This window comes from Streptomyces angustmyceticus (assembly GCF_019933235.1).
In the GTDB taxonomy this organism is placed as follows: Bacteria; Actinomycetota; Actinomycetes; order Streptomycetales; family Streptomycetaceae; genus Streptomyces; species Streptomyces angustmyceticus.
The window spans coordinates 3579247-3592156 of the sequence record NZ_CP082945.1 but is presented as its reverse complement, the minus strand read 5'-3'; the positions used below and the strand labels follow the sequence as shown (position 1 = coordinate 3592156).

Here is a 12910-nt window from a genome sequence, read left to right as displayed (position 1 = left end):
GCATGTGGGGGCGGAGGCAAAGCGCAGCGAACCGGCTACCCCCGGGGCATGCGCCCACGTACGGTGAACTCATGACGAGCATCGGTGGAACCGAGATGGTCGACTGGAATCTCGCGGTCGCGACCGCGACCCGTTTCGTGCGGCCGGGCCCGGAGGTGAGCCGGGACGAGGCGCGCGCGATCGTCGCCGAGCTGCGCAGGCACGCCAAGTCCTCCGAGGCGCACGTCCGTGCCTTCACGCGGATGGCACAGTCCGACGAGACCGGCGACGTGCCGCACGACACCCCGGTCCTCGTCGTGGACCGGCCCGGCTGGATCAAGGCGAACGTCGCCGGCTTCCGGGCCGTGCTCAAGCCGCTGCTGGCCAAGATGGAGGACCGCCGCTCGGCGGTGCCCGGCGGCGCGGTGCTCGGCGCGGTGGGCGGCAAGGTCACCGGCGTGGAGCTGGGCATGCTGCTGTCGTTCCTGGCCTCGCGGGTCCTCGGCCAGTACGAGACCTTCGCACCGGCCTCCCGGGACCTGCCGGCCGCGGCGCAGGGCGGGCGGCTGCTGCTGGTCGCGCCGAACATCGTGCACGTGGAGCGCGAGCTGGAGGTCGAGCCGCATGACTTCCGGCTGTGGGTGTGCCTCCACGAGGAGACCCACCGCACCCAGTTCACCGCCGTCCCGTGGCTGCGCGACCACATCGAGGGCGAGATCCAGGCGTTCCTCGGCGAGACGGACATCGATCCGGGCGCCCTCCTGGAGCGGCTGCGCGAGGCCGCCCAGTCGCTGGCCGGTGCCAAGCCCGAGGGCGAGGAGGGCGAGGACGACGGCGGCCGCTCCCTCGTCGATCTCGTCCAGACGCCCGCCCAGCGCGAGATCCTGGGCCGGCTGACCGCGGTGATGTCCCTGCTGGAGGGCCACGCCGACTTCGTGATGGACGGCGTGGGGCCGGAGGTCGTGCCGTCGGTCGCCGAGATCCGCGAGAAGTTCCAAAGGCGCCGGGCCAGCGGCGCCGGGCGGCTGGACCAGGCGCTGCGCAGGCTGCTGGGCCTGGACGCCAAGCTGCGGCAGTACCGCGACGGCGAGCGGTTCGTCAGCGCCGTCGTCGACGAGGTCGGCATGGACGGCTTCAACCGCGTGTGGACCTCGCCGAACACCCTCCCGACCAAACAGGAGATCGCGAAACCGGCGGACTGGATCGCGCGGGTGCACCGCAAGGCGGACGGGGCACCGTAAGCGAACGGCGTGAGCTGGGCACGCCGGGTGGCAGTAGCGCGCCCCTTCAATCACCCGTCTGAGGGACCGTTACGGATGGATAGGCGTGCAATGCTCGGGGAACCGCTCGCCTCTGTCACCATCTAGGCACTCTGTGTGACGAAGAGCCCTCACCGGCCCGAGGCTCCCAGCTGAACGATTGGAAACGGACATGGGTCCCCATCCAGCGGTCGCCGCGATACGCCTGGCGGTCCGCCGCGTACTCCACGACGTCCTCACCCACCACTGCGCGCAGGACCGGCACGAGCCCCCGCTCGTGCTCGTCGCGTGCTCCGGCGGCGCCGATTCGATGGCGCTCGCCTCCGCTCTCGCCTTCGAGGCCCCCAAGCTCGGGGTCCGCGCCGGGGGCGTCACCATCGACCACGGCCTCCAGGAGGGCTCGGACCTCCGCGCCGCCGAGGTCGCCCTGCGGCTGCGGGCCCTGCGGCTGGACCCGGTCGAGGTCGTCGCCGTCCACGTCGGCAGCTCCCACCCGGTGGCGCACGGCGCCGTGCACCGCGGTGGCGGCGGGCGGCCGGCCGGCGGGCCGGAAGCCGCCGCCCGCGACGCCCGGTACGCCGCCCTGGACGCCACCGCCGAGCGATACGGCGCCGCCGCGGTCCTCCTCGGCCACACCCGCGACGACCAGGCGGAGACGGTGCTGCTCGGTCTCGCCCGCGGCTCGGGGACCCGCTCGCTCTCCGGCATGGCCGCGACCAGCGGCAGGGACGGCCGCTACCGCCGGCCCTTCCTCGACGTGGACCGCCAGACCGCCCGCAAGGCCTGCCTGATCCAGTCGCTGCCCGTCTGGGACGACCCGCACAACGCCGACCCCGCCTACACCCGCTCACGGCTCCGCCACGAGGGCCTGCCCGCCCTGGAGAAGGCCCTCGGCAAGGGCGTCGTCGAGGCCCTGGCCCGTACCGCCCAGCTCTCCCGCGACGATGCCGACGCCCTGGACGCCTGGGCCGCCGACGCGGAGGGCGCGGTCCTCGACGACGCCGGCACCCTCGACATCGCCGCCCTCTTCGCCCTGCCCCCCGCCGTGCGCCGCCGGGTGCTGCGCCGGGCCGTCATCGCCGCCGGATCACCGGCCGGTTCGCTCTTCGCCCGCCACATCGAGGAAGTCGACCGGCTGATCACGGCCTGGCGGGGTCAGGGGGCCATCAACCTCCCCGGGCGAGTAGGTGTGCGACGGCAGGGTGGCAGACTGGTGATTCGGCAGGGCTGAGCCGCAGACGCTGCCCCGCACCGAAGTCTCACGACTGACGCGAACACCGAACAGAGCGAGAGTGGCACGGGTGGACGACAAGGACATGGGTTCCGACCTTCAGTCGGTACTCATCAGCAAAGAAGAGATCGACGCGAAGCTGGCGGAGCTGGCGGCGAAGATCGACGCGGAGTACGCGGGCAAGGACCTGCTCATCGTCGGCGTCCTCAAGGGTGCCGTGATGGTGATGGCGGACCTGGCGCGCGCGCTGTCCACCCCCGTCACGATGGACTGGATGGCCGTGTCGTCGTACGGCGCGGGCACCCAGTCCTCCGGCGTGGTCCGCATCCTCAAGGACCTCGACACCGACATCAAGGGCAAGCACGTCCTGATTGTCGAGGACATCATCGACTCCGGTCTGACGCTGTCGTGGCTGCTGTCGAACCTCGGCTCGCGCGAGCCGGCCTCGCTGGAGGTCTGCACGCTGCTGCGCAAGCCGGACGCGGCCAAGGTCGCCATCGACGTGAAGTGGATCGGCTTCGACATCCCCAACGAGTTCGTGGTCGGGTACGGCCTGGACTTCGCGGAGAAGTACCGCAATCTGCCGTTCGTCGGTACTCTCGCGCCGCACGTCTACGGCGGCTGAGGGCACTGCCCGTGCCCGTCCGGCCGGCGTGGCCGGACGGGGCCCGGAACCGGCTGCCGCGCGGCGGCGGGAACCCTTCGGGGCCGCCCGCCGTTGGAGCAGGGAGAACGGAATCCTCGGCTTCGTGTTCACCCTCGGCGCAGGCGCCGGGTGACAATGCTGGGGTACCGTCCGAAGGCAGTTCTTTATTCGGGCCAGTAATACACCGTACGCAACGCACGACCAGCCCTCCCGAGGGCGTTGTGCCTCACTGTGGCAGGAGGGACGGGGCCTCAGCGGCTCCGTATGGATGGACGTGAAGCGATACTTCCGTGGGCCGGTCATGTGGATCGTGCTGGCCGTCCTCGCCGTGGTCGTGTTGATGCAGGTCGTCGGCTCGTCCGGCGGCTACAAGACGGTGGACACCGGTCAGGTCGTCAAGGCGATCGCTGACAACAAGGTGAAGTCCGCCGAGCTGACGACCGGTGACGAGAACAAGATCAAGATCGAGCTCTCCGGCTCCAACAAGATCGACGGCTCCAACAAGATCCAGGCGAGCTACATCGGCGACCAGGGCGTCGATCTGGCGAAGAACCTGCAGGCCAAGTACCAGACCGGCGACATCAAGGACGGGTACACCGTCTCGCCGGAGAAGCAGAACCCGTTCGTCGGGATGCTGATCTCCTTCGTGCCCTTCGTCGCCATCGTGGTCATCTTCCTGTTCCTGATGAACCAGGTGCAGGGCGGCGGCTCCCGGGTGATGAACTTCGGGAAGTCGAAGGCGAAGCTGATCACCAAGGACACCCCCAAGACGACGTTCTCGGACGTCGCCGGGTCGGACGAGGCCGTCGAGGAGCTCCACGAGATCAAGGAGTTCCTCCAGGAGCCGGCGAAGTTCCAGGCCGTCGGCGCCAAGATCCCCAAGGGCGTGCTGCTGTACGGCCCGCCCGGAACGGGCAAGACGCTGCTCGCGCGCGCCGTCGCCGGCGAGGCGGGCGTCCCGTTCTACTCGATCTCCGGCTCCGACTTCGTCGAGATGTTCGTCGGTGTCGGTGCCTCCCGGGTCCGTGACCTCTTCGAGCAGGCCAAGGCGAACGCCCCCGCGATCGTCTTCGTCGACGAGATCGACGCCGTCGGCCGGCACCGCGGTGCGGGCCTGGGCGGTGGCCACGACGAGCGCGAGCAGACCCTCAACCAGCTGCTGGTCGAGATGGACGGCTTCGACGTCAAGGGCGGCGTGATCCTGATCGCCGCGACCAACCGTCCGGACATCCTCGACCCGGCGCTGCTGCGCCCCGGCCGCTTCGACCGGCAGATCGCCGTCGACCGTCCGGACCTGCAGGGCCGCCTGGAGATCCTCAAGGTCCACCAGAAGGGCAAGCCGGTCGCGCCGGACGTCGATCTCTCGGCCGTCGCCAAGCGCACCCCCGGCTTCACCGGTGCCGATCTGTCGAACGTCCTCAACGAGGCCGCGCTGCTGACGGCCCGGAGCGACGAGAAGCTGATCAACAACCACTTCCTGGACGAGGCGATCGACCGCGTCGTGGCCGGCCCGCAGAAGCGGACCCGGATCATGTCCGAGAAGGAGAAGAAGATCACCGCGTACCACGAGGGCGGACACGCCCTGGTCGCGGCGGCCTCCCCGAACTCCGACCCGGTGCACAAGATCACGATCCTGTCCCGCGGCCGGGCCCTGGGCTACACCATGGTCCTGCCCGACGAGGACAAGTACTCCACGACCCGCAACGAGATGCTCGACCAGCTGGCGTACATGCTGGGCGGCCGCGCGGCCGAGGAGCTGGTCTTCCACGACCCGACCACGGGCGCCGCGAACGACATCGAGAAGGCCACCGCCACGGCCCGCGCGATGGTCACGCAGTACGGCATGACCGAGCGGCTCGGCGCGATCAAGTTCGGCACCGACAACTCCGAGCCCTTCCTGGGCCGTGAGATGGGTCACCAGCGCGATTACTCCGAAGAGGTCGCCGCGCTGGTCGACGAGGAAGTCAAGCGCCTGATCGAGACCGCGCACAACGAGGCGTGGGAGATCCTGGTCGAGAACCGCGACGTGCTGGACAACCTGGTGCTGACGCTGCTGGAGAAGGAGACCCTCAACAAGGAGGAGATCGCCGAACTCTTCAAGCACGTGGTCAAGCGCCCGGCCCGCCCGGCGTGGACCGGCTCCTCGCGCCGTACGCCCTCCAGCCGCCCGCCGGTGCTCACGCCGCGCGAGCTGGCCCCGGCCAACGGCTCGGTGACCACGACCGCCACCGTCTCCACGGAGAAGGCGGAGACCCCCGAGGAGCAGCACCCCGAGAGCTGACCCCGCGGCCCCCGGGCCCCGGAATACGCGCCGCGCCCTCCAGGTTTAGCCTGGGGGGCGCGGTTTTTCGCTTTTCACCGCGATTTCGAGCGGGCACAGAAGGAACGAGGCACCACATGACCGACCCTGTGACGCTGGACGTCGCCGGCAAGATCGGCACTTTCGACGAGAAGCGCGCGGAGAACGCCGTCCGCGAGCTCCTCATCGCGGTGGGCGAGGACCCGGACCGCGAGGGCCTCCTGGAGACGCCGGCCCGGGTGGCGCGGGCGTACAAGGAGATCTTCGCCGGGCTGTGGCAGAAGCCGGAGGACGTGCTCACCACCACGTTCGACCTCGGTCATGACGAAATGGTGCTGGTCAAGGACATCGAGCTGGTGTCGAGCTGTGAACACCACCTCGTGCCCTTCGTCGGTGTGGCGCACGTCGGCTACATCCCGTCCGCCGACGGCAAGATCACCGGGCTGTCCAAGCTGGCGCGGCTGGTGGACGTGTACGCCCGGCGTCCGCAGGTCCAGGAGCGCCTGACCACGCAGATCGCGGACTCGCTGATGGAGATCCTGGAGCCGCGGGGCGTGATCGTCGTCATCGAGTGCGAGCACATGTGCATGACCATGCGCGGGGTGCGCAAGCCGGGGGCCAAGACGACGACGTCGGCCGTGCGCGGCCAGCTGCGCGACGCCGCCACCCGCGCCGAGGCGATGAGCCTGATACTCGCCCGCTGAGACAACGCGGCCCGGCACGCCGGCGGCCGGGTCCCTCGCCTGCTGCGGAGGGACCCGGCCGCGCGGCGGGTACGGGAGGACGGGCGGCCGCCCGTCAGGCCCTGAGGTGGTTGCCCAGCCACTCCAGGGCGGCCGGGATCTCGCGGCGCCAGGTGTTGAAGTTGTGGCCGCCGCTGTCGAGGATGATCGACGAGATCCGGCTCGGTGACTTCGTCTGCTGGATGAACCGCAGGGTCTGGTGGTAATTCCCCTCGCCCTGCTTGCTGCTGGTGACCAGCAGGTTCACCTCGGGGGCGGGCAGGTGCCGCTGACGCCACAGCAGGTTGTTCTCGCGCTGCAGCTGCGGGTTGCCGCCGAAGAGGTCGCCGGTGGTGGCGTCGAGGGGTGCCTTGTAGGCGCCGGAGAGGGCGACGGCGGAGGAGTACGCGTCGGGGTGGCGCATGGCCATCTTCAGCGCGCAGTAGCCGCCGGTGGAGTCGCCGATGACGCCCCAGTTCCTGGCCTCGCGCCCTATTCGGTAGTGCGCGGCGATATCCGCGCGCAGGTCCTTGGTGAAGAAGGTCTCGGTCTGCGGGCCGTTCGGTATGTCCACGCACTCGGTGTCGCGCGGCGGCGCCACCGTCGGGCGCATCATCACCAGGACGGTCGGCTGCATCTTGTGCTTCTTGAGCAGTTCGTGCTGGGTCTGCGGGAAATGCAGCTTCTTGTAGAGCGCCTCCGCGGTGCCCGGATAGCCCGTGAGGACGAGTGCCGCCGGGAATTTCCGGTGCGCGTATTTCTTCTGGAAGTACTGCGGCGGCAGATAGACGAAGGCGGGGCTGGCGATCTGGGAGTTTTCGCCGCGGATCAGCACCTTGTCGATCCGGCCGCCCGCCGCCGGGCGCGAGCCGTTCTGCACGCTGACCCGTTCGGTCCCCAGCATCTGCAGCTTCGTGCCGTTCGGGCCGGTCTGGTAGTTGGTGACCACGCCCGGCTCCTGCTCCTGGCCGAAGAGGTCGGCCCAGGACGCGTAGAAGCCGAAGGAATTGTTGGCGTAGAGGCCGACCGCGGCGAAGAGGGAGAGCTGGGTCGCCACCAGGAGTCCGACCCGGCCGAGTACGGCACGCCAGTTGCCCTGGGACAGGCGGGGCCACAGCCACACGGTGAGGATGAACAGTGCCACCGCGACGAGGACGGCGAGAAGCAGCACTTTCTTACTGGTGAGACCCATGCGGTGCTTTCTTCCGGGCGGCCGGGCCTTCCGTACCGCTGGTGGAACCCCTAGCCCTGAAACGCCGTCATACAGGGCGCAAAAAGTCCAGATGCTGCGACAAGGCTCGCACGTTCTCTCGACCGGGGCGACGGGAAAGTGATGTCTGACAGGCTAGATGGCGAAAAGTCGGAGACGGTTGCGTGGCGAACGCCACGCTGGCTCCGCGGCCCGCGGCCCGAAGCGGTGCCGGGGTGGGTCGGCACGGCCGGCGTCGTCGTCGGCCTGCTGAACCTGGCCGCGGGCGTGTTCCCGCGGTTCCGGCACAGCCGGGTGCACGCCCTCGCCGAGGTGCTGCCGGGCGCGGTGAGCCCCCTCGCGGCCGCCGCGTCGATCGTCGTGGGCATCCTGTTGCTCCTTTTGGCCCACGGGCTCAAGCGGCGCAAGCGGCGGGCCTGGGGCGCGGCGGTGGCGTTGCTGCCCGTGGGCACCGCCGCCCAGCTGGTCTACCGCCACTCCGTGTTCGGCGCGGTGCTCTCGATGGCGCTCCTGGTGTTCCTGGTGTGGCACCGCAAGGAGTTCGCGGCGCTGCCCGACCCGCGCAGCCGCTGGAAGGCGCTGGCCAACCTCGTCGTCCTGGGCGGCGCCAGTTTCGCCATCGGCATGGTCGTCGTCAGCTCCCACCCCAACAAGACCGTCGGCTCGCCCTCCGTCTGGGACCGCGTCCAGCACGTGCTGTGGGGCCTGTTCGGCTTCGAGGGCCCGGTCGTCTACACCCACCAGGTGGACTACACCGTCGGCTACTCCCTCGGCGCGCTCGGCCTGCTGACGGTGGCCACCACCGCGTACCTCGCCTTCCGCCCCGAGCACCCCGCGGCCCGGCTGACCGACGACGACGAGCGGCAGCTGCGCGAGCTGCTCGCCCGGCACGGCGCCCGCGACTCGCTCGGCTACTTCGCGCTGCGCCGCGACAAGGGCGCCGTCTTCTCCCCGACCGGCAAGGCCGCCGTCTGCTACCGGGTGATCTCCGGTGTGATGCTCGCCAGCGGCGACCCGATAGGCGACGTCGAGGCATGGCCGGGCGCCATCGAGCGCTTCATGGAGGAGGCCAGGGCGCACTCCTGGACCCCGGCGGTCACCGGCTGCAGCGAGACCGGCGGTCAGGTGTGGACCCGGGAGACCGGCATGGACGCGCTGGAGCTCGGCGACGAGGCGATCGTGGACGTGGCCGGCTTCACCCTCAGCGGCCGTGCGATGCGCAACGTCCGGCAGATGGTCAAGCGCATCGAGCGCAACGGCTACGAGACCCGGGTGCGGCGGGTGCGCGACCTGGAACCGGCCGAGCTGGCGCGGCTCCAGCGGGCCGCGGACGCCTGGCGGGACACCGACACCGAGCGCGGCTTCTCGATGGCGCTGGGCCGGATCGACGCGGTGGCCGACGGCGACGCGGTCATCGCCACCGCGCACCTGCCGGCCGGTGAGGGCGAGGAGGAGGGCCCGTTCGGCGACCTGAAGGCGATGCAGCACTTCGTGCCGTGGGGCGAGCGCGGGATCTCCCTGGAGCTGATGCGGCGCGACCGCGGCGCCGACCCCGGGATGAACGAGCTGCTGATCGTCGCCGCGCTGCAGGCCGCCCCGGACCTCGAGATCCAGCAGGTGTCGCTGAACTTCGCGGTCTTCCGCTCCTCGCTGGAGCGCGGCGAGAAGCTGGGCGCCGGTCCGGTCATCCGGGTCTGGCGCGGGATGCTGATCTTCCTGTCCCGCTGGTACCAGATCGAGTCGCTCTACAAGTTCAACGACAAGTTCCGGCCGCGCTGGGAGCCCCGCTTCGTGGTCTTCCGCAACAGCCGTGACATCCCCCGGATCGGCCTGGCGGCGCTGCAGGCCGAGGGCTATCTGGAGCTGAGCCTGCCGCGCGTGCTGCGGCGGCGGAAGACCGCCGGGCCGCGGCCGTGCGCGCACCTGCCGGAGCCGGCCGAAGCGGCGGGCGCGGTCGGGCGGGCGGCCTGACCGGCTGCCGGAGCGGGCACCTGAGGGGGCACCGGAGGGGGCTGTTCCGCATCGCCGTGGAGCGGGCCGGCGTCCGGGCGGCCCCCCAGCGGACGGCAGCAATCCGGCCGGTCGGCACACGGCCTACGCTGGTGCCATGAGTACCTTGCGTGGCCGGGTGGCCGGACTCCCGGACTGGGAACGCTGCGCGGTGATGGGCGTCGTCAATGTGACGCCCGATTCGTTCTCCGACGGCGGTGACTGGTTCGACACCGAACTCGCCGTCAAACACGGCCTGGACCTGGTGGCGCAGGGCGCCGACATGGTGGACGTGGGCGGCGAGTCGACCCGGCCGGGCGCGGCGCGGGTGGACGAGGCCGAGGAGCTGCGCCGGGTCGTCCCCGTCGTGCGGGAGCTCGCCGCGGCCGGCGTCGTGGTGTCCGTCGACACCATGCGCGCCTCGGTCGCCGAGCAGGCCGTGGAGGCCGGGGCGTGCCTGGTCAACGACGTCAGCGGGGGCGCCGCCGATCCGGCGATGGTGCCCGTGGTGGCCGCGCACCACGTCCCGTTCGTGGTGATGCACTGGCGCGGCCAGTCCATCGACATGAACAACCGCGCCGTCTACGGGGACGTGGTCGCCGAGGTCGTCGACGAACTCGGGCGGAGCATGGCCCGCGCGGTGGCCGGCGGGATCGATCCGGACCGGATCGTCCTCGACCCCGGCCTGGGCTTCGCGAAGCAGGCGGAGCACGATCTCGCGCTGGTCGCCGGGCTCGCACGGCTGCGCGCGCTGGGCCGTCCGTTGCTGGTGGCGGCATCGAGGAAACGGTTCCTGGGCAGGGTGCTGGCAGGCGACGGGCAGGCCGCCCCGCCGCCGGCCCGGGAACGGGACGCCGCGACGGCGGCGGTGTCGGCGATCGTGGCGCGAGAGGGGGCCTGGGCGGTGCGGGTGCACGAGGTCAGGGCGAGCGCGGACGCGGTACGGGTGGCCCGTGCCGTGGAGGACGCGGCAGCGGCCGGCGGCACGGCCGCGGCCGGTACGGACGAGATGAGCGACACGACGGGAACGGTGTGAGCGGCTTGGGCCCACGGACGGACATCGAGCTGGTCGAGCAGGCGAACACCACCCTGTACGAGACCATCGAGCGCGGCGATCACGAGGCGCTGTCCGAGCTGTGGCTGGACGGTCAGGTGAGTGTGGTCCACCCCGGGTGGCCGGTGCTGCGCGGGCGCGGCGAGGTGCTGCGCTCGTACGCCCTGATCATGGCGAACACCGAGTACATCCAGTTCTTCCTCACCGATGTGGAGATCGACGTCGTCGGTGACACCGCGCTGGTGACCTGCACCGAGAACATCCTCAGCGGCGGGCCCGCGGAGGACGACGGCTCGGTGGGGCCGCTGATCGGCCAGCTGGTCGTGGCGACCAATGTCTTCCGGCGCACGGAGGACGGCTGGCGGGTGTGGTCGCACCACGGCTCTCCGGTGCTCGCGGACCGCGACGACGAGGACGACGAATCCGGCGATTCCGACGGCGACGGCGACGCGGACACGCTCTGAGCCCCGCCGCCGGGGGTGTGGCCCGGGGGAGGCGGGCGGGGTGTGAGCCTCGCCATGCCGACGGCCCCGGCGTCCGGGCGCGGGCCGGGGCCGTCGTCAGTCGTGGGGGTCAGCCATCCGGGCGAGGGCGCACCCGTTCGAGCCAAGTGCGGTACGGGTAGGGGTGGGGCGTGGGCAGGGGGGTAAGAGGCCGCGCGGACGATCTCCCGGTTTGCCGGACGCTGTCCCTGAGGGCGGCTTTTAGCAGGCGGGCGGGGTCTTGTCCATAGCCCCCGTAGGCGAGGACCGTCGTTCCTCGAAGGTAGATTCGACGGCGGGGCAGTGTTGCCGGATCGCTCCGGCGGCTGCCCGGAATCCGACGAACAGTGGCGCCAGAGGTGCCGTGGACCAGTGGGAGTGATTCGCGTGGATCGTGTCGCGCTGCGTGGGCTGAAGGCCCGGGGCCACCACGGGGTGTTCCCCCGTGAGCGCGAGGAGGGCCAGACGTTCATCGTCGACCTGGTGCTCGGCCTGGACACCCGCCCGGCAGCGGCCTCCGACGATCTCGCGAAGACCGTGCACTACGGCGTCGTGGCCGAGGAGGTGGTGGCCGTCGTGCAGGGCGAGCCCGTCGACCTCATCGAGACCCTGGCGGAGCGCATCGCCGGCCAGTGCCTCAAGCACGAGGGCGTGCAGGAGGTGGAGGTGGTGGTGCACAAGCCGGACGCGCCCATCACCGTCCCCTTCGATGACGTGACCATCACCATCACTCGGAGCCGAGTATGAATTCCGCCCGTCAGCCGACCGCCACCCCCGAGGGAGCCGCGGTGCGGCACCCCCAGCCCGGTGACCCGACCGTCCAGCCGGTGCCCGCCTCCGTCGTGGAGCAGGTGGACGCCGCGGACGTGACGCTCTCCAACCCCAAACGCGCCGTGATCTCGCTCGGCAGCAACCTCGGCAACCGCCTGGAGATCCTCCAGGGCGCCGTCGACGCGCTGGAGGACACCCCCGGTCTGCGGGTCAAGGCGGTCTCCCCGGTCTACGAGACCGAGCCCTGGGGCGTGGCCCCCGGCTCCCAGCCGACGTACTTCAACGCCGTGGTGCTGATCAAGACGACGCTGCCGCCGGCCTCCCTCCTGGAGCGCGGGCACGCGATCGAGGAGGCCTTCGAGCGGGTCAGGGACGAGCAGTGGGGGCCGCGCACGATCGACGTCGACATCGTCGCGTACCAGGACGTGCTCTCCGACGACCCGCGGCTGACGCTGCCCCACCCGAGGGCCCATGAGCGGGCGTTCGTACTGGCGCCGTGGTACGACATCGAACCGGAGGCAGAGGTTCCGGGGCATGGCGCGGTGGCCGCGCTGCTGTCGGCGCTCGGCCGCGACGGCGTGGCGCCCCGCTCGGACCTGGAACTGCGACTGCCCGAGTAGCCGTTAGGGTTGCGGGTCCGTTCCCTGCGGGAGGCATCCGTACGGGACGGACACGGCGGCCGTCACGACAGCAACGGCCGCCACGGCAGGCATGGTCAGGACGGCACGAGGGGCGATCGCTCGGTGAAGCAGCTACACATCAAGGTGCTGGTCGGGCTGTTCCTGGCGGCCGGGGTGCTGGCCTGGGGCGGCGCCCGGCTGTGGGACGCCCTCGGCACCCTTCCCGGCGTGCCGGTGGCCGCGCCGGTCGTGCTGGCGCTGATCGCCGCGGTCCTCGCCTACACCGCGTTCTCGCTCCGCTCCCGGCTGCGCGCCCAGCGCGAGCGCCGGCCGGGCGCCAAGGGCGTCGATCCGCTGGTGGCTGCCCGCGCGGTGGTCTTCGGCCAGGCGAGCGCGCTGGTGGCGTCGCTGGTCGCGGGGCTGTACGGCGGCGTCGGCGTCTTCTTGCTGACCACCGGCCTCGATGTCGCACCCCGCAGGGACCAGGCGATCTACGCCGGTCTGTCGGTGCTCGCCGGCGCGGCGGTGGTCGCCGCGGCGATCTTCCTGGAGCGGGTGTGCAAGCTGCCGGAGGACGACGGCAACGGGAACGGCGACGGCGGGGCCGACGCGAGGGTGTGAGACCGGCCGGGGGGCCGGTCGGGGGCT

Annotated in this window: 12 protein-coding genes; 11 read left to right on the top strand and 1 reads right to left on the bottom strand. The window is 71.2% G+C overall.

All coding sequences use genetic code 11. The features are described from left to right. The first annotated feature begins 71 nt into the window (after window positions 1-71). The 5 genes from K7396_RS16075 (at window position 72) to folE (ending at window position 6118) form a co-directional block, all read left to right on the top strand. Window positions 72-1220: a zinc-dependent metalloprotease gene (locus K7396_RS16075; RefSeq protein WP_086718895.1), complete on the top strand. Its 1149-nt coding sequence runs from the start codon at window positions 72-74 to the stop codon at window positions 1218-1220. 190 nt (window positions 1221-1410) lie between these two features. Then, complete coding sequence (tilS, locus tag K7396_RS16070; RefSeq protein ID WP_086718893.1) at window positions 1411-2469, top strand: tRNA lysidine(34) synthetase TilS; 1059 nt, start codon at window positions 1411-1413, stop codon at window positions 2467-2469. An 85-nt stretch (window positions 2470-2554) separates the two neighbouring features. Continuing rightward, window positions 2555-3094 (top strand): hypoxanthine phosphoribosyltransferase, encoded by a 540-nt coding sequence (gene hpt / locus K7396_RS16065; protein WP_030077134.1) that lies wholly within the window; start codon window positions 2555-2557, stop codon window positions 3092-3094. A gap of 289 nt (window positions 3095-3383) precedes the next feature. Beyond that, window positions 3384-5396, top strand: a complete 2013-nt coding sequence (gene ftsH, locus K7396_RS16060) for an ATP-dependent zinc metalloprotease FtsH (protein ID WP_086718892.1) — start codon at window positions 3384-3386, stop codon at window positions 5394-5396. A gap of 116 nt (window positions 5397-5512) precedes the next feature. Continuing rightward, a complete protein-coding gene (folE, locus tag K7396_RS16055; RefSeq protein ID WP_086718890.1) occupies window positions 5513-6118 on the top strand; it encodes a GTP cyclohydrolase I FolE in 606 nt (201 codons plus the stop codon). 94 nt (window positions 6119-6212) lie between these two features. On the opposite strand, the gene K7396_RS16050 is transcribed toward folE, so the two are convergent. After that, on the bottom strand, window positions 6213-7328 hold the full coding sequence (locus K7396_RS16050; protein ID WP_086718888.1) for an alpha/beta hydrolase: 1116 nt from the start codon (window positions 7326-7328) through the stop codon (window positions 6213-6215). 141 nt (window positions 7329-7469) lie between these two features. Between K7396_RS16050 and K7396_RS16045 the strand changes: the two genes are divergently transcribed. The 6 genes from K7396_RS16045 to K7396_RS16020 all read left to right on the top strand — a co-directional run bounded on the left by K7396_RS16045 (window position 7470) and on the right by K7396_RS16020 (window position 12883). Then, a complete protein-coding gene (locus tag K7396_RS16045) occupies window positions 7470-9317 on the top strand; it encodes a phosphatidylglycerol lysyltransferase domain-containing protein (RefSeq protein WP_167392782.1) in 1848 nt (615 codons plus the stop codon). Between the two features lie 136 nt (window positions 9318-9453). Then, on the top strand, window positions 9454-10371 hold the full coding sequence (gene folP / locus K7396_RS16040) for a dihydropteroate synthase (RefSeq protein WP_223660011.1): 918 nt from the start codon (window positions 9454-9456) through the stop codon (window positions 10369-10371). A gap of 5 nt (window positions 10372-10376) precedes the next feature. Then, on the top strand, window positions 10377-10853 hold the full coding sequence (locus tag K7396_RS16035) for a nuclear transport factor 2 family protein (RefSeq protein WP_086718901.1): 477 nt from the start codon (window positions 10377-10379) through the stop codon (window positions 10851-10853). 405 nt (window positions 10854-11258) lie between these two features. Further along, complete coding sequence (folB, locus tag K7396_RS16030; protein WP_030077148.1) at window positions 11259-11618, top strand: dihydroneopterin aldolase; 360 nt, start codon at window positions 11259-11261, stop codon at window positions 11616-11618. Further along, entirely contained in the window at window positions 11615-12262 is a 648-nt protein-coding gene (folK, locus tag K7396_RS16025) for a 2-amino-4-hydroxy-6-hydroxymethyldihydropteridine diphosphokinase (RefSeq protein WP_223660009.1), read from the top strand. The genes folB and folK overlap by 4 nt, the downstream gene beginning before the upstream one ends. 123 nt (window positions 12263-12385) lie before the next feature. Next, window positions 12386-12883, top strand: coding sequence for a DUF3180 domain-containing protein (locus tag K7396_RS16020; RefSeq protein ID WP_086721387.1), 498 nt, complete (start codon window positions 12386-12388; stop codon window positions 12881-12883). Window positions 12884-12910 lie beyond the last annotated feature (27 nt).

Coding starts and splice junctions, on each gene's coding strand:
- K7396_RS16075 (WP_086718895.1), top strand. CDS start 72: ATGACGAGCATCGGTGGAACCGAGATGGTCGACTGGAATCTCGCGGTC.
- tilS (WP_086718893.1), top strand. CDS start 1,411: ATGGGTCCCCATCCAGCGGTCGCCGCGATACGCCTGGCGGTCCGCCGC.
- hpt (WP_030077134.1), top strand. CDS start 2,555: ATGGGTTCCGACCTTCAGTCGGTACTCATCAGCAAAGAAGAGATCGAC.
- ftsH (WP_086718892.1), top strand. CDS start 3,384: ATGGACGTGAAGCGATACTTCCGTGGGCCGGTCATGTGGATCGTGCTG.
- folE (WP_086718890.1), top strand. CDS start 5,513: ATGACCGACCCTGTGACGCTGGACGTCGCCGGCAAGATCGGCACTTTC.
- K7396_RS16050 (WP_086718888.1), bottom strand. CDS start 7,328: ATGGGTCTCACCAGTAAGAAAGTGCTGCTTCTCGCCGTCCTCGTCGCG.
- K7396_RS16045 (WP_167392782.1), top strand. CDS start 7,470: ATGTCTGACAGGCTAGATGGCGAAAAGTCGGAGACGGTTGCGTGGCGA.
- folP (WP_223660011.1), top strand. CDS start 9,454: ATGAGTACCTTGCGTGGCCGGGTGGCCGGACTCCCGGACTGGGAACGC.
- folK (WP_223660009.1), top strand. CDS start 11,615: ATGAATTCCGCCCGTCAGCCGACCGCCACCCCCGAGGGAGCCGCGGTG.